Annotated in this window: 27 protein-coding genes and 1 pseudogene; 16 read left to right on the forward strand and 12 right to left on the reverse strand. The window is 68.6% G+C overall.

Going from position 1 to position 16,059, the window contains the following annotated elements; genetic code table 11:
• Positions 1-292 (reverse strand): annotated as a pseudogene (locus BMX17_RS20880) (IS6 family transposase); the annotation flags it as partial.
• Positions 293-478: 186 nt separating this feature from the next.
• Between BMX17_RS20880 and BMX17_RS20885 the strand changes: the two are divergent.
• The 5 genes from BMX17_RS20885 to BMX17_RS26425 all read left to right on the forward strand — a co-directional run bounded on the left by BMX17_RS20885 (position 479) and on the right by BMX17_RS26425 (position 2,159).
• Positions 479-1,273, forward strand: coding sequence for an enoyl-CoA hydratase/isomerase family protein (locus BMX17_RS20885; RefSeq protein WP_092663723.1), 795 nt, complete (start codon positions 479-481; stop codon positions 1,271-1,273).
• A 98-nt stretch (positions 1,274-1,371) separates the two neighbouring features.
• On the forward strand, positions 1,372-1,554 hold the full coding sequence (locus BMX17_RS20890; RefSeq protein WP_092663725.1) for a hypothetical protein: 183 nt from the start codon (positions 1,372-1,374) through the stop codon (positions 1,552-1,554).
• 5 nt (positions 1,555-1,559) lie between these two features.
• Entirely contained in the window at positions 1,560-1,709 is a 150-nt protein-coding gene (locus BMX17_RS26420) for a hypothetical protein (protein ID WP_170845504.1), read from the forward strand.
• A 127-nt stretch (positions 1,710-1,836) separates the two neighbouring features.
• Positions 1,837-2,022, forward strand: a complete 186-nt coding sequence (locus BMX17_RS20895; protein ID WP_244515074.1) for a Sec-independent protein translocase subunit TatA/TatB — start codon at positions 1,837-1,839, stop codon at positions 2,020-2,022.
• Complete coding sequence (locus BMX17_RS26425; RefSeq protein WP_170845505.1) at positions 2,022-2,159, forward strand: hypothetical protein; 138 nt, start codon at positions 2,022-2,024, stop codon at positions 2,157-2,159. The genes BMX17_RS20895 and BMX17_RS26425 overlap by 1 nt, the downstream gene beginning before the upstream one ends.
• Before the next feature lie 6 nt (positions 2,160-2,165).
• Here the strand turns inward: BMX17_RS26425 and BMX17_RS20900 are convergent, their stop codons facing one another.
• From BMX17_RS20900 to BMX17_RS20915, 4 genes are read right to left on the reverse strand one after another with little or no spacing between them, the layout of a single operon-like run.
• Complete coding sequence (locus BMX17_RS20900) at positions 2,166-3,122, reverse strand: hypothetical protein (protein WP_092663727.1); 957 nt, start codon at positions 3,120-3,122, stop codon at positions 2,166-2,168.
• Between the two features lie 48 nt (positions 3,123-3,170).
• The gene (locus BMX17_RS20905; protein ID WP_092663729.1) at positions 3,171-3,875 is read right to left on the reverse strand and encodes an energy-coupling factor transporter transmembrane component T family protein; all 705 of its coding nucleotides are present in this window, start codon (positions 3,873-3,875) and stop codon (positions 3,171-3,173) included.
• Positions 3,869-4,567, reverse strand: a complete 699-nt coding sequence (locus BMX17_RS20910) for an energy-coupling factor ABC transporter ATP-binding protein (protein WP_092663731.1) — start codon at positions 4,565-4,567, stop codon at positions 3,869-3,871. Before BMX17_RS20910 ends, BMX17_RS20905 begins: the two co-directional genes overlap by 7 nt.
• Entirely contained in the window at positions 4,564-5,145 is a 582-nt protein-coding gene (locus tag BMX17_RS20915; RefSeq protein WP_092663733.1) for a biotin transporter BioY, read from the reverse strand. The genes BMX17_RS20910 and BMX17_RS20915 overlap by 4 nt, the downstream gene beginning before the upstream one ends.
• Before the next feature lie 209 nt (positions 5,146-5,354).
• On the opposite strand from BMX17_RS20915, the gene BMX17_RS20920 reads away from it, so the two are divergent.
• Both BMX17_RS20920 and BMX17_RS20925 read left to right on the forward strand, forming a co-directional pair.
• Positions 5,355-6,188 (forward strand): transglutaminase-like domain-containing protein, encoded by an 834-nt coding sequence (locus tag BMX17_RS20920; RefSeq protein ID WP_092663735.1) that lies wholly within the window; start codon positions 5,355-5,357, stop codon positions 6,186-6,188.
• 39 nt (positions 6,189-6,227) lie between these two features.
• Positions 6,228-7,148, forward strand: a complete 921-nt coding sequence (locus BMX17_RS20925; protein WP_092663801.1) for a TIGR03571 family LLM class oxidoreductase — start codon at positions 6,228-6,230, stop codon at positions 7,146-7,148.
• Here BMX17_RS20925 and BMX17_RS20930 read toward each other — a convergent pair whose 3' ends face one another.
• Positions 7,149-7,451 carry a DUF7526 family protein gene (locus tag BMX17_RS20930; RefSeq protein ID WP_092663737.1) on the reverse strand — a complete coding sequence of 101 codons (303 nt, stop codon included), beginning with the start codon at positions 7,449-7,451 and terminating at the stop codon, positions 7,149-7,151.
• A gap of 82 nt (positions 7,452-7,533) precedes the next feature.
• Here BMX17_RS20930 and BMX17_RS20935 point away from each other — a divergent pair, with 82 nt between their 5' ends.
• Entirely contained in the window at positions 7,534-8,034 is a 501-nt protein-coding gene (locus BMX17_RS20935; RefSeq protein ID WP_092663739.1) for a hypothetical protein, read from the forward strand.
• On the opposite strand, the gene BMX17_RS20940 is transcribed toward BMX17_RS20935, so the two are convergent.
• Complete coding sequence (locus tag BMX17_RS20940) at positions 8,031-8,924, reverse strand: DMT family transporter (protein WP_092663741.1); 894 nt, start codon at positions 8,922-8,924, stop codon at positions 8,031-8,033. The genes BMX17_RS20935 and BMX17_RS20940 overlap by 4 nt on opposite strands.
• A 106-nt stretch (positions 8,925-9,030) precedes the next feature.
• Between BMX17_RS20940 and BMX17_RS20945 the strand changes: the two genes are divergently transcribed.
• From BMX17_RS20945 to BMX17_RS20955, 3 genes are all read left to right on the forward strand, one after another.
• Positions 9,031-9,690 carry a DUF6517 family protein gene (locus BMX17_RS20945; RefSeq protein ID WP_092663743.1) on the forward strand — a complete coding sequence of 220 codons (660 nt, stop codon included), beginning with the start codon at positions 9,031-9,033 and terminating at the stop codon, positions 9,688-9,690.
• Positions 9,691-9,742: 52 nt separating this feature from the next.
• Positions 9,743-10,195: a cupin domain-containing protein gene (locus BMX17_RS20950; protein WP_092663745.1), complete on the forward strand. Its 453-nt coding sequence runs from the start codon at positions 9,743-9,745 to the stop codon at positions 10,193-10,195.
• Positions 10,196-10,273: 78 nt separating this feature from the next.
• Entirely contained in the window at positions 10,274-10,804 is a 531-nt protein-coding gene (locus BMX17_RS20955) for a hypothetical protein (protein WP_170845506.1), read from the forward strand.
• 18 nt (positions 10,805-10,822) lie between these two features.
• Here BMX17_RS20955 and BMX17_RS20960 read toward each other — a convergent pair whose 3' ends face one another.
• On the reverse strand, positions 10,823-11,092 hold the full coding sequence (locus tag BMX17_RS20960; protein WP_092663747.1) for a DUF7571 family protein: 270 nt from the start codon (positions 11,090-11,092) through the stop codon (positions 10,823-10,825).
• Between the two features lie 188 nt (positions 11,093-11,280).
• Between BMX17_RS20960 and BMX17_RS20965 the strand changes: the two genes are divergently transcribed.
• Positions 11,281-11,487, forward strand: a complete 207-nt coding sequence (locus tag BMX17_RS20965) for a cold-shock protein (protein ID WP_077206229.1) — start codon at positions 11,281-11,283, stop codon at positions 11,485-11,487.
• 155 nt (positions 11,488-11,642) lie between these two features.
• Here the strand turns inward: BMX17_RS20965 and BMX17_RS20970 are convergent, their stop codons facing one another.
• Positions 11,643-11,984 carry a glutaredoxin family protein gene (locus BMX17_RS20970; RefSeq protein WP_092663749.1) on the reverse strand — a complete coding sequence of 114 codons (342 nt, stop codon included), beginning with the start codon at positions 11,982-11,984 and terminating at the stop codon, positions 11,643-11,645.
• A 68-nt stretch (positions 11,985-12,052) separates the two neighbouring features.
• Positions 12,053-12,298 (reverse strand): BolA/IbaG family iron-sulfur metabolism protein, encoded by a 246-nt coding sequence (locus BMX17_RS20975; RefSeq protein WP_092663751.1) that lies wholly within the window; start codon positions 12,296-12,298, stop codon positions 12,053-12,055.
• An 81-nt stretch (positions 12,299-12,379) separates the two neighbouring features.
• Here BMX17_RS20975 and BMX17_RS20980 point away from each other — a divergent pair, with 81 nt between their 5' ends.
• Entirely contained in the window at positions 12,380-12,799 is a 420-nt protein-coding gene (locus BMX17_RS20980; RefSeq protein WP_092663753.1) for a DoxX family membrane protein, read from the forward strand.
• Positions 12,800-12,859: 60 nt separating this feature from the next.
• Here the strand turns inward: BMX17_RS20980 and BMX17_RS20985 are convergent, their stop codons facing one another.
• Together BMX17_RS20985 and BMX17_RS20990 are read right to left on the reverse strand one after the other, a co-directional pair.
• On the reverse strand, positions 12,860-13,513 hold the full coding sequence (locus BMX17_RS20985) for a lactate utilization protein (protein ID WP_092663755.1): 654 nt from the start codon (positions 13,511-13,513) through the stop codon (positions 12,860-12,862).
• Between the two features lie 93 nt (positions 13,514-13,606).
• On the reverse strand, positions 13,607-14,056 hold the full coding sequence (locus BMX17_RS20990; protein ID WP_092663757.1) for a hypothetical protein: 450 nt from the start codon (positions 14,054-14,056) through the stop codon (positions 13,607-13,609).
• Positions 14,057-14,240: 184 nt separating this feature from the next.
• Between BMX17_RS20990 and BMX17_RS20995 the strand changes: the two genes are divergently transcribed.
• From BMX17_RS20995 to BMX17_RS21005, 3 genes are read left to right on the forward strand one after another with little or no spacing between them, the layout of a single operon-like run.
• Positions 14,241-14,714 (forward strand): hypothetical protein, encoded by a 474-nt coding sequence (locus tag BMX17_RS20995; protein ID WP_092663759.1) that lies wholly within the window; start codon positions 14,241-14,243, stop codon positions 14,712-14,714.
• Positions 14,715-14,765: 51 nt separating this feature from the next.
• Positions 14,766-15,344 carry an IMP cyclohydrolase gene (locus BMX17_RS21000; RefSeq protein WP_092663761.1) on the forward strand — a complete coding sequence of 193 codons (579 nt, stop codon included), beginning with the start codon at positions 14,766-14,768 and terminating at the stop codon, positions 15,342-15,344.
• A gap of 43 nt (positions 15,345-15,387) precedes the next feature.
• The gene (locus BMX17_RS21005) at positions 15,388-16,047 is read left to right on the forward strand and encodes a metallophosphoesterase family protein (protein WP_092663763.1); all 660 of its coding nucleotides are present in this window, start codon (positions 15,388-15,390) and stop codon (positions 16,045-16,047) included.
• The last annotated feature ends 12 nt before the right edge of the window (positions 16,048-16,059 follow it).

Here is a 16,059-nt window from a genome sequence, read left to right on the forward strand (position 1 = left end):
ACAGCCAGTAGCGCTCGTCATTGAGTTGGATCACAGTTTCGTCAACCGCAACGTGATCCGGTTGGCGTCCGTCTTGGGGCTGTAGATCGGCCTTGTGAACCCAGTTATGAACGGTGGATCGTGCGCGGTGGACACCGAATACCTCAAGAAACGAAACAGTATTCGATAGCGATAGACCAGCCAGATGTAACTGAATACTGAGTTTCATCAGCAGTCGCGGTGTCGCTTCTCGCTCCACAAACTCTAACTCGATCTGGTCTAAACAGCCGTTGAGGCGGTCGGTTTTTGGCATAGAGCACTAAAAACCGCTCCCGCCTCACTTTTCAATCTTATCTGAACACCGCCGTCTAGGGACCCATAGGATTTATCTACTCCGGTCAGAACGACGGCCGAAACAGCAGGACGGAACTGCCTCGAGTGGCCGGTCCCGGGCGACAGCCGCAATAGAATTATCCGTTGGCCGCGCGAGGAGAGGGGTATGCCAACATACAGCACGGTCGAGTACGAACGCGACGGAGCGGCGGCCCACGTCCGCCTCGACCGGCCCGACGCTATGAACGCGCTGAACGAGACGCTACTCGGGGAGTTCGCGGACGCGCTCGACAGGGCCGGCGCCGACGAGGACGTGCGAGTCGTCGTGGTCGCGGGCTACGGCGAGGCGTTCTCGGCGGGCTACGACATCGGCGCGAACGAGCCCGAACGGTCGGTGGACGACCGCATCCGCGACCAGCGAACCCACCTGGAGGCGATCTTCTCCGCGCGACTGCCCGTGATCGGGGCCGTCGACGGCCCGGCGCTGGCCGGCGGGTGCAACCTCGCGCTGGCCTGTGACCTGACCTTCGCGACCGAGCGCTCGGAGTTCGGCTATCCGGATATGCACTTCGGCGAACCGCCGCCGAAGTTCGTCCTGCCGTTCGTCGTCGACTCGCTGAAACACGCCCGGGAGTTGCTCTACACCGGCAAGACCGTCGACGCCGAGGAGGCCCAGCGGATGGGGCTGGTCAACCGCGTCGTCCCCGACGGCGACCTGGGCGCGGCCGTCGACGAGGAGATCGACCACATCCGCAAGACGCCCAGCGCCGCGGTCGCGCTGGTCAAAGACATGGTCAACGACGTCCAGGAGACCCAGGGCTATCGGCGGTACGGTCGCCTCGACGAAGCGCTGGGGACGCTCACGATGGAGAGCGAGACGGCGACCCGGTTCCGCGAGATCCGGGACGAGGAGGGGCTGCAGGCCGCCCTGGAGTGGGTCCACGGGACCGACAAGCCGTGATCGGCCACGCCGGACCGGACGCGGAGCCGGGACGGCACGGTCCAGCCAGCCGAACCGACCACCAATCTAATTATGACCACGATTGTCAGCATACAACCATGCAGGATTTCGCTGGCTTCCAGCGGGACTGTCTCGCGGCCATCGCTGGCCCGGACGGCCCGACGGGGCTGGAAGTCGAACGTGACCGCGATGGCTCCGACGAGGGGGAGATCGACCACGGCTGCCGGACCCGCCGGGCTCGCGCCGGGTGGGACAGCGAACACGTCGAACACAACGGGTAGTTCACATGGAATACGTCCAGTCATCGAGCGGAAAGTGGCACAAGACCGACTGTCAGTACTCGCCGGACGACGGAGACCGGGAGGACGAGACCGAACACTTGCCGATCGACGCCGACCGGTGTCAACACTGCATCGAGTCCTTCGAGTTCTCGTAGCCCGGTCGGAGAACCGACAGTCGGCTGTCTCGTAGGGCTGTCATACTGATACCTTCAGCCCCCCAGCAGTGTCATGGACACCATCCAACTGTTCGTGGGGGTCCCCGGTTGACCGGAACCACTCGTCATCCTCGGCATCGCCGTGTTGCTGTTCGGTGCGAACAAACTGCCCGCCCTGGCGCGGTCTTCGGGACAGGCACTCGGCGAGTTCAAGAAGGGACGCCAGGAAATCGAAGACGAACTCCGCGACGCCGCAAAGGCCGAGGAGACAACCGACGACGTGTCCGAGACGACGGCGGACGGGACGGAGTGATGTGTCCGGATGCCGGGATTGCAGGGCGTCGACCGCCGGGGATGGCTCCTGGCGCGCCGCGACGCAACGCGGTCGTGTTGCTCGTCTACCTGCTCGTCCTCTCGTTGGCGGTGAGCGTTCTTTTGCAGTTGCTCTGAGAGCGGCTACCGCAGGCGTCGACGCAGTCTCTCGTACAGTTCGGCCAGTCCGACAGTGCTGACCGCGGAGACGAAGGCGACGGTGCCGAGTTTGCCGCCGGCACCGACGAAGGCCGGCGAGACGAACACGAACACCAGGCCACAGAGAACGCCGGCGACCGCGACCTGTCGCTCGTCGGCAAGTCGCTCCGTCGAGGACATCCCGACGAAGGAAGCACAGAACGCGACGGTCGCGAGCGTCGCTCCCGCGGCGGGCAGGAGCGCGGGGAACGCGAGCCCAGCGACCAGTCCGACCGCCGCGGAGCCGACGACGGCCCCGAGACCGAGCCGGACGCTCAGGAGGACGGTGACGACCGCACCGACGACCGCGACGGCGACGATTTCCGGGGCCATCGTCCACGGGAGCGCGGTCCCGCTGGCGTACTCGAAGCCGGTCAGCGCGACCGTCGTGGCACAGCCAAAGAGTGCGAGCGTGCCGAGTTTGCCGCCGACGCCGCCGAAGGCGTCGCGGGCCGCGACGAACGCGAGGCCGGAGACACCCGCCGCGAGCGCGAGGGGGGCGACGCCCGGGAACACCGCCGGGGAGGCCATTCCCACGAAGGAACCGCAGTAGGCCGCAACGTCACCGTCCGTGGGGGCGAGGCCAGCAGCGAGGCCGACCGCCGCCGAGCCGACGACCGGTCCGAGACCGGCGTGGACGCTCAGGAGGTAGGCGGCGATCGCGCCGGCGACCACGGCGGCGGCGTCGCGAGCGTCACGGCGGTCGAACCCCGAGGCCGTCGAGGCGTCGAGGGCCCGCTCGCGTTCGGTGACGGCGGCTAACCCGCCGACGAGGACGACCCCGCCACCCAGCGTGGCACGCCCGGTCGTGAGCGCGGGCGGCGCGACGAACGCGCCGGCCAGCAGGGCCAGCGGCGTCACGACGAGCGCGACGTAGCCAGCGTACTGCGCCGTCCGGGACACACCACCGCTCACCGGTGAACGCTCCTGAACATTGCGATTTGACCGCAGTCACAGCAACGGCGACACCGCGAGCGCCAGCGCCAGCACGAGGACGGGCGCGTCCCGGCGGGAGAGTGCGAGTCGCGGCAGTGTCGGGTTCCAGGCGACACAGCGGGCCTGGAGGGCGAGGGCGAGGGCGTCGGCACGGGCGTCGACCCGGCGGAGGCCCGCGGTAGTGACGATGCGGATGCGCTCGGCGAGCGACCGGTCTGTCCCGAGGCGAGCCTGCATCGCCGCCCGCGCACGTCGCAGGTCCGCGACCAGCACCGGCAGGAACCGGAAGACGACGGCGACGCCGAGGCCGAGAAAGCGGCCCGGCCGGCCGGGGACGAGCCACTGGATCGCCGCCCGCGAGTCCCGGGCGGACGTGGTGTAGACGTACGCGGCGCTGACCAGCAGGAGGAGGACGACGCGATAGCTCGCCAGCGCCGGGAACCGCGCCTGCGCGAGCGAGAACCAGGGCGGCCCCAGCACCAGTCCCTCGAGGAGTGGCGCCGCCAGCAGGATGGGAGCGGCAAAGCGAAAGTCGTACGCCGCCGCGAGCGGGGAGCGCCGGGCCGCCGCGAGTGCGGCCAGCGCCAGGGCCGACAGGATCGCGAGGCCTCGGGGCGTCGTGTACGCGAACGCGGCAACGGCAAAGCCCGCCTGGAAGGCGAGTTTCGTCCGCGGGTCCAGCGCGTGGGCGAACGTCGTCCCCGGCTCGTAGCTCAGCATGGGCGCACGTCGAACGCTTCGAGCCGGTCCCGGACAGCGTCGGGGTCGCCGTCGAGAGCCACCCGACCGTCCGAGATGACGACGATTCGGTCGGCCAGTTCGGCCACGTCCCGCAGGTCGTGGGTGACGAGGACGATACCGGTGCCGTCCTCGTGGAGCGCTTCGAGGCGGTCACAGACGGCCCGACGGGCCGGCAGGTCGAGACTGGCGAGCGGTTCGTCCAGCACCAGATGTGCGGGGGCCATCGCGAGCGCGCCGGCGATAGCGACCCGGGCCTGCTCGCCCCCCGAGAGTCGGTCGATCCGTTCCTCGCCCCGGCCGGCCATCCCGACCGTCTCCAGGGCGGCCTCGACCCGGCGGTCGATCTCGTCGTGGGCGAGCCCGAGGTTCTCGGGGCCGAACGCCACGTCCGCGCGGACGGTCGCCGCGACGAACTGGTCGCGGGGGTCTTGGAACACCATCCCGACGGCGGTGCGGGCGGCGACGAGATCCTCCTGCACCGGCTGACCGTCGACCAGCACCGCGCCGCTGTCGGGGTCTTCGAGGCCGTTGAACTGCCGGACCAGCGTGGTCTTGCCGGCTCCGTTCGGCCCGACCAGCAGGACGAACTCGCCGTCCGCGATGGTGAGGTCGAGGCCGTCGAGGACACGGGTTTCGCCTCGGCTGGCGACCAGATCGCGGGTCTCGATCATTCGGCGACGAACGCGTCGCTGCGAACGATGCCGACGGCGGCGGCGATCTTGAACGCCTCGGCGGGGATGAACGCGGCCGCGCCGGCCACGAACGCCGCGACCGGCCCGAGACCGAGGACGAGCATCAGGCCCACGACACCCATGGCGTAGACGACGGCCGTGCCGGCGACCATCGACCCGACGAGCCGGACGAGGCCGGCATCGCGGGGGTCACCGACCGAGAGCCCGCCGTGGACGAGCGCGCCGACGACGAACGCGGCGACGGGGTACGACCAGAGGTAGCCCGCCGTCCGGCCGAAGAGCGGGCCCAGGCCGGCACTCACACCGCTGAACACGGGCGCACCGAGTGCGCCGGCGGTGAGGTACAGCACCATGGACACGCCGCCCCAGACCGGGCCGAGGAAGATGCCAGCGAGGAAGACCGCGAGTACCTGCAGTGTGACCGGTGCGGGCGAGATCGGGTTCGGGAAGCTGACGTAGGCGAACGCGCCCATCAGCGCCGCGAACAGGGCGACCCGCCCGAGGTTCTCGACGACCGCCGCGTCGACCAGCTCGACGTCCTCCGTATCGGCGCTCATAGCCGCCCCTCCGTGCGTGACCGGTTCCGTGTCATTTCGTCTCTTTCGCCAGTCTACCACATTGAACACTTCGGTTGACGGGTCGGGGAGTGTCGGTTGGCCGTCGGGCCGTCCACGGACCCCTCTCACCGTTCGTCAACGTCTCTCGTTGTACGGGTCATAGCAGTCGTTTTTCGCGTTCGGCACCCCGCGTCGAGTACCCCCACACCATGGTTTCAGGAAGGTCGCGGCGAGACGACGGCCGGGGAGACGACTCGGCGGGGGCCGCCCCCACGCGCCGGCGACTGCTCGGCGCAGTCGGGTCCGGGGCGCTCGCCGGGCTGGGTGGCTGTGTCGATCGCGTCCTCGGCCAGTCGTCGACCGACACCGACCGCACGATCCGGGAGTCGGTCACCGTTCGGATCGACGGCGAATCGGCGACCGTCCGGTACGGGATTCCGGCGGCGGCCTACCGGACGGCGCGTGACCGGGACGCCGCGGTGCCCACCGCCACCGCCGCGGCGCGGACGGCCGAGTTCCTCGACGATCTCGCGGCCCGTCTGCTGGATCGGGCCGGCTCGCGGGCCGCCGGCGTCCGCGCGGCCCAGTCGCTGACCGCGTCGCTGCCCTACGCCACCGACGCGGCCTCGACTGGACACCAGGAGTACATCCGCCACCCCGCCGAGACGCTGGTCGACGGGGAGGGCGACTGCGATGACAAGGCGGTCCTCCTGTCGGCACTGCTCTCGCGCCCGGCGTTGGACTGTCGGACGGGGCTGGTGATGCCCCGGGGCCACTGCGCGACGCTCGTGGCGCGGGACGATCTGCCGGCCGGGCTGGTCGCGTCCGCACCGCTTTCGATCACGCTCGACGGGACCGAGTTCGTCTACCTCGAAGCCGTCGGGCGCGTGTGGCCCGGAGACTGGGCGAAAGACTACGGCGAGCGGCCGCTGCTGGCCGCCTACCGCGACCGATGGCACGTCCTCGACGGCGGCGCGATGCTGGACGCGGCCGCGGCGGCGCTGGACCGCGGGACACCCGGGATCGTGACCCGCTATCTCTGAACCACAGCCCCCATGTCCCTCGGGCCCGCAACGCGGACAGTGACGGCGGACCACGAGAACGCCGGGTATCGGCGGCTGTTCGACGGCGACGGGCTGACCTTCGGGACCGGCTTTCCCCTCACGGACAACCGGGAGTCCCGCCCGCCGGTCGATCGGGAACTCGAACTGGCGGCCCACGCCGAATCGGTCGGCTTCGACGGGCTGTGGGCGCGGGACGTGCCGCTGTACTGGCCCCGCTTTGGCGACGCAGGCCAGACCTTCGACGTGTGGCCGTGGCTGAGTCAGGTCGCCGCCCGGACCGACGACATCGCGCTCGGCACCGCCAGCGTCGTCCTCCCGCTTCGGCACCCGCTGAACGTCGCGAAAAGCGCCGCCACGGTCGACCGGCTCTCCGAGGGGCGGCTCGTCCTCGGGATCGCCACCGGCGACCGCGACCCCGAGTTCGACGCCTTCGGCGTGGACCGCGAGGACCGGGGCGCACGCTTCCGGGAGGCCGTCGACCTCATGCGGACCGTCTGGCGCGAGGACTTTCCGGAGGCCGAGGGTCGCTGGGGCGAACTCGACGGCGGCCTCGATCTCGTGCCGGAGCCGACCACGGGAACCGTGCCACTCCTGCCGACGGGGCACGCCCGCCAGGAGGTCGAGTGGATCGCCGAGCACGGCGACGGCTGGCTGTTCTACCACCTGCCCGAATCGACGCTGGAGACCTACCTCGACGACTGGCGGGCCGCCGCTGGCGAGAAACCGTACGCGATGGCGGTCCAGACGGAACTGGCCGACGATCCCGAGGCGGGCCCCGAACACGTCCACCAGGGGTACCGTGCGGGGACGGCGTGGTTCCGGGAGTACTTCCGGCGGCTGGAGGAACTGGGCGTGGATCACGTGCTCGTGTCGCCGGCGGGTGAGAACCCGGAGGCCGACCTCCGGCGGTTCGCCGAGGACGTGATCGACCGACTCTGACTACTCGCGCTCAGTCTCGATCTCGGTCACGTCGTAGACGCCGGCGGTGTCGGTCTTCTCGACGGTCGCCGTGATGATCTGGCCTTCTTCGACCCCGTCGTCGGCGATCAACGTCACGGGTTCGAGCGTCGAGCGCGCGAGGATCAGCTTCAGGCGCTGGAAGATGGAGGGCGACCCGCCCTTCCAACAGACCAGCAGGTAGCGCGACTCGGCCAGGCCCCGAACGTCGTCGTCGAGGTCGTAGTCGTCCAGTTCGGCGGGACTGACGACGTGGAGGACCTCCCCCCGGAGGCGTTCGCCCATACCGGGCGGAGGAACTCGACGGAAATGGACCTTCCCCTCCGGCGTGGGAAACTGACTTCGGCCGGGAGGCGAATGGGTGGACATGGCCGAGGGTGACGCGGAGTTGACGGTCGCGGAGTTCGTCGAGTACTGCGAGACCCAGGCGCGCCTGCTGTGGGGGCAGGTCGAGACCATGGAGGACGAGATCGACGACTTGCTCTCGGACCTCGACGCGGAGATGGCCGACCTCCGGGAGCGCCTCGGCGAACACACGGAGACCGTGGAGGGGCCCGTCACGCCCGGGTCGGGCGAGGGGGCCGACCTCGACGCCATCGAGGACATCGAGGCCGACCTCGAAGAGCGCCAGACCGTCGCCGCGGCCAAGCAGGCCCGTATGTCGGCCTTCCAGGACCTCGCGGTCGGCTACACGGAACTGGCGGCCGACCTCGCCGACGCCGACGGCGGTCGAGCCGCGCTGAAACGCGTCCTCGATTTCGAGAAAGAGCACGACGCCCCGGCGTACTTCCCCGAGCGCCAGACCGTGCTGGAGGCCGCCGCCGAGTCCGGCGGCGACGAGAGCGACGGCGGCGACACGGCGGGCTAGGCCAGCAACTGCCGGATCGCCGACCGCTTCAACAGGAGGAAGCCGACGAAGATCACGGCGAAGCCGACCAGCGAGGCGACGGTGATCCGTTCGTCCAGCAAGACGACGCCCGCCAGCGTCGCGACCACCGGGACGACGTACCCGACCAGGCTCGTCTCCGTCGCGCCGTAGCGGGCCAGCAACCGGAAGTACAGGAAGAAGGCGATAGCGGTCGCGAACACGCCCAGGTAGGCGACGGCCGCCAGTGCGAGGCCGACGGGGACGGTGAGCGGTTCACCGAGGCCCAGACTGGCGGTGTGGAGGACGACACCACCGACGGCCATCGACCAGCCGGCCAGCGTGGTCCCGCCGATGTCGGCGTCGGCCCGCTGGACGACGACGCCGCCCAGCGCGACGAAGGTGACCTGCACACAGATCAGGAGTTTGCCGACGAGGTCGGCCGTCAGCAGGTTCGCCGGATCCGGGCGGATCACCAGCGCCACGCCGAGAAAGCCGACGACGATCCCGACCGCCCCGACGGCGGAGACGCGCTCTTCGGGGAGCAGGACCAGCGCCCACAGCACCGTGGCGATGGGGACGAGTCCCTGGATGATCGCCGCGACGCCGCTGGGGACGGTCTGTTGGCCGAGAAAGAGAAAGCCGTTGCCCGCGATCAAAAACAGGCCGCCGCCGGCGACCGCCACGGAGTCGGCACGGGTCGACGGAAGCCAGGACCAGCCCGTGGCACGGACTGCCACCGCACTCAGGAGGATGACGGCGGCCACGTCGTAGCGAAAGGCCGCGAACAGCACCGGCGGCAGCGCGTCGAGGCCGACGGAAATGGCCGGAAAGGAGAGACCCCACAGCGTCGCCAGCAGGAGGAACGGCGCGACGGAACGAAGGGTAGACACAGCCGTCGTAGCCCCGTGACCGCGAAAAGCGCACGGATTCGCGGGCACCGTGTTAGGAGTTGGCACGACCGAAACGGGGAACCGACAGTAGCCCTACCAGTTCCCCATGACCGACCAGTACCCGGCGGTCGACGCGGCCGCGCTGGAGCGCGGCCCGTGGGAGTTGCGGAGTCGAAGCGAGGACGCCGTCTTCCGGACCCCGACGGCGACCGTCAGGGGCCACACGCTGGTGTACGACGACGCCGACCTCCGGGCGGCACTGGACCGGGCGGGCGTCGCGGACCACCTCGACCCCGGCGGCGAGGGGACACTCGTCGACGTGGCCGCCGACGACACGGGCGGCTTCTGGCGGTTTTTCTTCGCCACCGCGCTCTCCTTTCGCCCGCCGCTGGCCCCCGGGATCGGCCCGGCGTCGATGCGCGGCCCGGTCGTCCGGGAGTCCCGCGAATCGTTCCTGGAGGATCTCCGGACCCGCGGGTTCGAGAACGTCGACAGCGGGCGTCGACAACGCGTCCGGACCGACACCGGCGACCGGGCGACGCTGACGAAAGTCACCGCGTCCTACCCGCTGGACGGGACACGACTGGACGTTGAGGGCTGGATCGCCGTCTGGTCCCGGGGCGGGTCGTTCCGCATCGCCGGCGGTGTCTACCCCACGCGCGGCCTGGCCGACCTGCTCGACTCGCTTTCCGATGCCGAGCGACCCGAAATCGACCCCGGTCGGTACCGGGACGACCTCCTGGGCCTGATTCGATCCGTCGAGTAGGTGACGTGCCGGGGCAAGGAATATGTCGGGTCCGTCCGTGTCTTCCCCCGCGATGGACCACGTTTCACTGGAGGACATGGAGAACCACCCGCGAGTCGCCGACGTGCAGAAACACGCCACCGAGCCGCTGAACCTGGCGGATATGGCGCTGAACTACTACGAACTGGCACCCGGTGACTCGTTCTCGGGCGGCCTGCACACCCACATGAACCAGGAAGAGGTGTTCCTGGTGATGGAGGGAACGGCGACCTTCCAGACGAAAGACGACGAGATCGAGGTCGGCGCAAACGAGATCGTCCGTTTCGCCCCCGGCGAGTATCAGGAGGGACGCAACGACGGCGACGAGCGAGTCCGTGCGGTCGCGATGGGCGCACCGCAGGACGCGGGCGAGACGCGCTCGGCACTCCCCTGCCAGGAGTGTGGCGCGGAGTACCACATCGTGGAGATCACGGCCGACGGCGTGGAGTTGACCTGTCCGGAGTGTGGGAACGAAGTCGAAATGTAACGAGGCCGACCGCAGGGAGGCCTCGGACAGGCGCATGGAACCGAAAAGAACCAACAGGAACCCGCCACACACTCCGGTATGGACCTGACGGCGCTCGTCGAGGAGTATCTGGACTACTACGAACAGACACAGGGGGTCCTGCCGGAGCGACTGGCGGCGTTCGGCGACAGCTACCGCGCACAGGGCTATCTCACCCGCGACCAGCTGTACGACATCGCCTACGAGTCCTCGACCCGGAGCGCCTACCACGTCGAAACGAACCCGACGGATCGGTGCCAGGAAGTGACCGCCAACGTCCTCTCGGTCGAGGGCGACTTCTCGAAGATCCACCTGTTGACTGGACTGTCGGGGTTCAAAGCACCGACGGCCTCCTGCGTGCTGGCCGCGCTCGACCCGGAGCGACACGCGGTCGTCGACACGCGCGTCTGGGCGACGCTGTCTCGGCTGGACTACCTCGAGGGCCGCAAGGAGTCCTTCGACGCCGGCGACTACGTGACGATGATCGGGCCGATCCGGGAGATCGCCGCCGAGACCGGCCACACCGCCGCCGAGGTCGGGTACGCGCTGTTCGCCTACGACGACGACGTGCGCGAGGGAACGCTGCACTGATCGACCGGCCGGTCTCGATCAGGAGGAGATCGTGTCACGAGTCCAGCCGGGATCGTGCCCGGTGGTCTCGATCAGGTCGGATCGGCAGGCCGGACAGTAGTCGGGGGTGCCCGACTCACCGCGGGGAACGTACACCGCGCCGCCGCACTTCACGCACGCATCCGTGACGATGGTGACGCAGTCCGCACAGACGTTGAAGTCGTCGACTGTGAGCTCTCGCAGGCCGTCGAGTTGTTTATCCAGAATGTACTCGTCGATGACCGTCTGACAGCGTTGGCACGGTTTCATAGCGATGCGTCCACCACCACGTGATCACTCCGTAAATACCTGCCTCCGGTATCGACAGACCTCCGACACTCCTCGGACACCAATCGTTCACCGACCGGCAGGTCCGGCTCCGTCCGAGCGACAGCGAGGCGCGTGTTACCTCGACCCTCGGAAGGGTTATCCCCCGGTCGGTCCTACGTATGTTCGTAATGGCAAACGGTACGGTTGATTTCTTCAACGACACAGGCGGTTACGGTTTCATTTCGACTGACGACGACGCGGTGGACGACGACGAGGACGTGTTCTTCCACATGGAAGACGTCGGCGGCCCCGACCTCGAGGAAGGGCAGGACGTCGAGTTCGACATCGAACAGGCCGACAAGGGCCCCCGCGCGACGAACCTCGTCCGGCAGTAAGACGGGTTTCCCCGCCGCTCCCCGCGAGCGGCGATTTCGTTTTCACACGCTCACACACGTAGCGAACGCTGTCCGTCCTTACGCTTCCACGGACCGATAGCTCGCGCGACGGCGGCGGAGCGAATCGTCGGTCGGCCGGGATCACCCGGTCCGACTCACGTCGACAGTTTCGCTTCGAGTTCGCCGCGCTCGTGGAGTTGTTCGAGGATGTCGCTCCCGCCGACGAACTCGCCGTCGACGAAGGTCTGGGGGATCGTCTCGCGGTCGCTGTGCCGTTCCAGTGCCTCGCGGTGTTCGTCCAGCGCGTCCAGCACGTTCACCGTCTCCACGTCCTCGCGGTGTTGCTGGAGCAGGTTCAACGCCTTCCGGGAGTAGCCACACTGGGGCATCAGCTCGGTGCCCTTCATGAACAGCGCGACCTCGTTGTCTTCGATAGTCTCGTCGACGCGCTCCTGTACTTCCTCGGGCGACAGGTCCGGTTCCGGATCGAAGCTCATGGGCGAACGCAGGTCGGCGAGGAGTAAATGGGTTGTGCTAGTGATAGCCAGGGAGTAAACAGATTCTCCTAGCCCTCGTACTCGTCGGGGATGTACGTCTCCAGTTCGATGGCGTGGATGTCCCGCGTGAGGTGGTCCCCGAGCGCGTCGTGGACCAGTTGGTGCTGGTCGACCAGGGTCTCGCCCTCGAAGGCGGGCGAGACCACGGTGACGGCGTAGTGTTTGTCGTCGTCGGGGTCACGGGGTGTCGTGACCTCGGCGGTCGCATCCGGGAGTTCCGATTCGATGAGGTCGGCGACGGCGGCTTCGTCCATGGCCGGATGAAGCGTCGCCGCGGGGAAAACCGCTTCGTCCGGAGTCCCGGGGTTTTCCGTGACCGGTCCCAAGGGTGGGATATGTCGCCTCCCGTCACCGACCGACTCCAGTCGCGCCTCGCGGCCCTGCTCCCGCCGGCCCCGACGCTGGCCCGCGCGGGGCTGGGCGCGATGCTCGTGGTCGCCGGCGTCCACAAACTCCTCGCGCCCGAGGCGTGGGCGGTCTACGTCGTCGACTGGCTCGCGCCGTGGCTCGTCGTCTCGCCGCGGCTGTTCATGCTGTTGAACGGGCCACCAGAGATCGCCGTCGGACTGGGACTGCTGGCCGATCGGTTCGTCGCCGTCGGAGCGACCATCGCTGCCGTCTCGCTGACGGTCACGACGGGGTACCTCGCGATCGTCGCGCTCACGCGTGGCGGCCTGTTCGCGGACGTGATGATCCGCGACATCGCGCTCACCGGACTGGCGTGGGCGGTGCTGGCGGATGCGGTACGGCCCTGAAACAGCGGTGGGACGGGCCGCTACGGCGGTGTGCGGAACGGGAGAGCGGGACAGCAGCGCTCAGTAGCCGAGCTGGTCGCGGATCAGGACGACCGTCGTGCGACCGTCTTCGAGTTCCTGCCGGAAGATCAGCTGTTTGGCGATGGCGCTCTCGACGCCGTAGGCCTCCTTGGCGCGTTCGTTCTCCAGGGGGTAGGCGACCGACTCCAGCCGGTCGAGGGCGGCGTCCAGATCCTCGACGATCTTGTTGACACCGCTGACGATGGTGACGTTGGCGGCGGCGAAGGGGTAGGCACCGATGCGGCTGCCCGAGCGGTCGGCGGCGACGAGTTCGCCCGTCTTCGCGATGGCGTTGACACTTCCGAGGAAGTGGTCGGCGGTCTGGGCCTCGCGGCGGGCGGCCTGCCGTTCCGCGTCGTCGTCGATACTCCAGATCTCGTTGGGCAGGGCCTCCCACTCGTGATCGCCCTCGGTCAGGTACTCGTCGAAGCCGATCTCTTCGAGTGTCGTGGAGTGGCCGTTCATCACCGACGCGCCGTCGGGGATGTGGCCCTTGAGCGTCGCCAGTGCCGCCTCGGCCGAGTCGACCACGACCACCTCGAACCCGTTGGCTTCGAGGTTCTGGACGGCTTCCTCGACGGTCTCGTCGTCGGGGAGCTGGTCGAGCGATTCGTCGATCTCGGTGTCGGCGGCGTAGTCTGCCTTTTCGGACATTGGGATCTCGATCAATCCTACCCGCGCCAGGCAGATAAAGAATCGCGGACGCCGGTGTTAGCGGGTGACACCGGTGTTACCGGATTTTTCAGGTCAGTCGTTCCGTCGGGGATCGGGGCCGGTCGCGTCCGGTGGCTGGCCGGTCACCCAGTTGTTCTCGTCGAGGACGATGGTCGAGATCACCGCGGCGACCTCGCGAGCGCTGTCCTCGCGGCCGAAAAAGGAGACGTTGCCCAGCGAGTCCCCGACCGTGCGGCTCACTTCCGTCGTCGGCCGGTCGGCGTCGCCGACGATCCCCTCGACGGCGCGGGTGAGCCGTTCGTCCAGTTCCTGCCGGGCCGGTTCGGCGAGTTGAAAGCCCGCCGGGAGGAGGTCGTAGGTCACGGCGTAGCCCTCCTCGTACTGCTCGACCGCGAAGAACGGTTCGGCACTGTCCTGTGCCCGCTCGTACTGCTCGTCTCGGGTGTCAAGGTCCCGATAGAGCGGGACTTCCTCCGGCGCGTATCCCTCTGACACGTCCGGACGTAGGGCATCGAGCGTCATGTACTTTGTCCGGCGGCCACCGAGTAGGCCACAGTTACGCGGAACGTGACTGCCGGGTCCGCCCGTTCCACGCCGCTTTCCGCTCTGGCGCGCGCCGCGCACGTGTGGATGGCTCACCTTACCACAACTCCACAGTTGTGAACGATCAGCGGGTGATAAGCGGGCCGTCGTGGCAGGAAGCCACATGGCACAGGAAGCCAAGACGACAGTAGAGCGCGGTCGTGTGTACAGAAAGCGGCGGGAGTGGGTGTCCGGAGCCGCCGCGGGCCTCGCCGGTGGTGCCGTGATGGGGGTCCTGTTCTCGGTGTTGGTGCCGCCGGTGATCGAGGCAGGGATCCCGGCGCTGTTCGGACTGAGCGGTGGCCTCGCGGGCTGGGTCGTCCATATGTCGCTCAGCGCCGTCTTCGGCGTGGGCTTTGCCGCGCTGGTGACGCTGACGCCGCTGTCGAAAGACACGGACGCACCGCTCCAGCTGGTCGGTGCGGGGCTCCTCTACGGGGCCGTCCTCTGGATCGTCGCGGCGGCCATCGTGATGCCGCTCTGGTTGACCGCCGTCGGGTTCCCGATGGCCCCGCCGCTACCCAACCTCGACGCGATGAGCCTCGTCGGCCACCTGGCGTTCGGGACCGTCGTGGGCCTCTTTTATTCCTACGTCTGAGTCCCGTCGGGGATCGACACCTACTTTCCGGCGAGCGCGGGAGAACGGAGTATGTACGTCGGTAGATTCGTCGTCGTCGCACCGGACCGGGCGGCGTATCGGGTCTCCTCCCGATCGTTCCCGAACCGCCGGATCGTCGCCCGCGAGGGCGGGGCCACCCTGACCGTCGGCCCGACCGAGGACGCCCCCGAGACGGACAATCCCTACATCTCGTACAACTGCGTCCGCGAGGTCGACGGCGCTGTCGTCGTCGGGAACGGCAGCCACGTCGATCCCATCACCGAGAAGATCGACCTGGGCTACCCCGCCCGGGACGCGCTGGCCGAGTCCCTGCTCGCGCTGGACTACGAGAAAGACGACTACGACACGCCGCGGATCGCCGGTGTCGTGGGCGAGGAGAGCTACATCGGCACCGTCCGCAAGGACGCCCTGCTGGTCGAACAGGTCGAGGAGCCCACGCTCGTAGCCACCTACGAGGAGGACAGTCCGACCGCCTTCGCCCTCGACGGCGAGACGCCCGAAGCGGTCGCCGGCGAAGTGTACGACCACGAGTTCGAACACGCCGTCTGTGCCGCGGGTGTCGTGCGGGACGACGAGGGGATCGAGACTGCGATCGAGAACGGCGAGTAGCGGCGGACGAACACTTACCACCCTCGAACCGCTCCACCCGATCATGCGACTCGCCGTCGTCTCCGACATTCACGCGAATCTCGTGGCCTTCGAGGCGGTGCTTGCCGATCTGCCGCCGGTCGACGGGTACCTCTGTGCCGGCGATGTCGTCGGCTACGGCCCCTGGCCCGCCGAGTGCGTCGACCGCGTCCGAGAGCTTGGGGCCCCCACAGTCATGGGCAACCACGACCGCGCGGTGGCCACGGAGACCGGCTTCGGGTTCAACAGCATGGCCGACGCCGGCGTCAGGTACGCCAGCGAGCACCTCTCCCAGCAACAGATCGAGTGGCTCCGGAGCCTCCCCGACGAACGCCACGAACACGACGCCCGCGTGAAGGTCGTCCACGGCCACCCCGACGACCCCGACCGCTACACCTACCCCGGCCTGTTCGAACCCGCGCTCCTCGACGAGGAGGACGTGCTGATCATGGGCCACACGCACGTCCAAGCCCACGAGGTCTACGAGGAGGGAATCGTCATGAACCCCGGCAGCGTCGGCCAGCCCCGCGACGAGGACCCACGAGCGGCCTACGCGATCCTCGACCTCGATTCGATGACCGTCGAGGAACGCCGCGTCGAGTACGACATCGACGCCGTCGTGGAGGCCGTCGACGAAGCCGACCTGCCCGCGAAGATCGGCAAGCGACTGCGGAAGGGCCGCTGAGTTCGGACAGTC

The sequence above is a fragment of the Halorientalis persicus genome, assembly GCF_900110215.1.
GTDB classification, from domain to species: Archaea; Halobacteriota; Halobacteria; order Halobacteriales; family Haloarculaceae; genus Halorientalis; species Halorientalis persica.

What these genes read in the sequence shown, in the direction of transcription:
- BMX17_RS26425 (WP_170845505.1), top strand. Translation starts at nt 2,022, where the DNA reads ATGTGTCCGGATGCCGGGATTGCAGGGCGTCGACCGCCGGGGATGGCT.
- BMX17_RS20965 (WP_077206229.1), top strand. Translation starts at nt 11,281, where the DNA reads ATGGCAAACGGTACGGTTGATTTCTTCAACGACACAGGCGGTTACGGT.
- BMX17_RS20920 (WP_092663735.1), top strand. Translation starts at nt 5,355, where the DNA reads ATGGTTTCAGGAAGGTCGCGGCGAGACGACGGCCGGGGAGACGACTCG.
- BMX17_RS21005 (WP_092663763.1), top strand. Translation starts at nt 15,388, where the DNA reads ATGCGACTCGCCGTCGTCTCCGACATTCACGCGAATCTCGTGGCCTTC.
- BMX17_RS20945 (WP_092663743.1), top strand. Translation starts at nt 9,031, where the DNA reads ATGACCGACCAGTACCCGGCGGTCGACGCGGCCGCGCTGGAGCGCGGC.
- BMX17_RS20980 (WP_092663753.1), top strand. Translation starts at nt 12,380, where the DNA reads ATGTCGCCTCCCGTCACCGACCGACTCCAGTCGCGCCTCGCGGCCCTG.
- BMX17_RS20930 (WP_092663737.1), bottom strand. Translation starts at nt 7,451, where the DNA reads ATGGGCGAACGCCTCCGGGGGGAGGTCCTCCACGTCGTCAGTCCCGCC.
- BMX17_RS20890 (WP_092663725.1), top strand. Translation starts at nt 1,372, where the DNA reads ATGCAGGATTTCGCTGGCTTCCAGCGGGACTGTCTCGCGGCCATCGCT.
- BMX17_RS20970 (WP_092663749.1), bottom strand. Translation starts at nt 11,984, where the DNA reads ATGAGCTTCGATCCGGAACCGGACCTGTCGCCCGAGGAAGTACAGGAG.
- BMX17_RS20910 (WP_092663731.1), bottom strand. Translation starts at nt 4,567, where the DNA reads ATGATCGAGACCCGCGATCTGGTCGCCAGCCGAGGCGAAACCCGTGTC.
- BMX17_RS20955 (WP_170845506.1), top strand. Translation starts at nt 10,274, where the DNA reads ATGGACCTGACGGCGCTCGTCGAGGAGTATCTGGACTACTACGAACAG.
- BMX17_RS20915 (WP_092663733.1), bottom strand. Translation starts at nt 5,145, where the DNA reads ATGAGCGCCGATACGGAGGACGTCGAGCTGGTCGACGCGGCGGTCGTC.
- BMX17_RS20960 (WP_092663747.1), bottom strand. Translation starts at nt 11,092, where the DNA reads ATGAAACCGTGCCAACGCTGTCAGACGGTCATCGACGAGTACATTCTG.
- BMX17_RS20935 (WP_092663739.1), top strand. Translation starts at nt 7,534, where the DNA reads ATGGCCGAGGGTGACGCGGAGTTGACGGTCGCGGAGTTCGTCGAGTAC.
- BMX17_RS20885 (WP_092663723.1), top strand. Translation starts at nt 479, where the DNA reads ATGCCAACATACAGCACGGTCGAGTACGAACGCGACGGAGCGGCGGCC.
- BMX17_RS20975 (WP_092663751.1), bottom strand. Translation starts at nt 12,298, where the DNA reads ATGGACGAAGCCGCCGTCGCCGACCTCATCGAATCGGAACTCCCGGAT.
- BMX17_RS20950 (WP_092663745.1), top strand. Translation starts at nt 9,743, where the DNA reads ATGGACCACGTTTCACTGGAGGACATGGAGAACCACCCGCGAGTCGCC.
- BMX17_RS20985 (WP_092663755.1), bottom strand. Translation starts at nt 13,513, where the DNA reads ATGTCCGAAAAGGCAGACTACGCCGCCGACACCGAGATCGACGAATCG.
- BMX17_RS20995 (WP_092663759.1), top strand. Translation starts at nt 14,241, where the DNA reads ATGGCACAGGAAGCCAAGACGACAGTAGAGCGCGGTCGTGTGTACAGA.
- BMX17_RS21000 (WP_092663761.1), top strand. Translation starts at nt 14,766, where the DNA reads ATGTACGTCGGTAGATTCGTCGTCGTCGCACCGGACCGGGCGGCGTAT.
- BMX17_RS20990 (WP_092663757.1), bottom strand. Translation starts at nt 14,056, where the DNA reads ATGACGCTCGATGCCCTACGTCCGGACGTGTCAGAGGGATACGCGCCG.
- BMX17_RS20905 (WP_092663729.1), bottom strand. Translation starts at nt 3,875, where the DNA reads ATGCTGAGCTACGAGCCGGGGACGACGTTCGCCCACGCGCTGGACCCG.
- BMX17_RS26420 (WP_170845504.1), top strand. Translation starts at nt 1,560, where the DNA reads ATGGAATACGTCCAGTCATCGAGCGGAAAGTGGCACAAGACCGACTGT.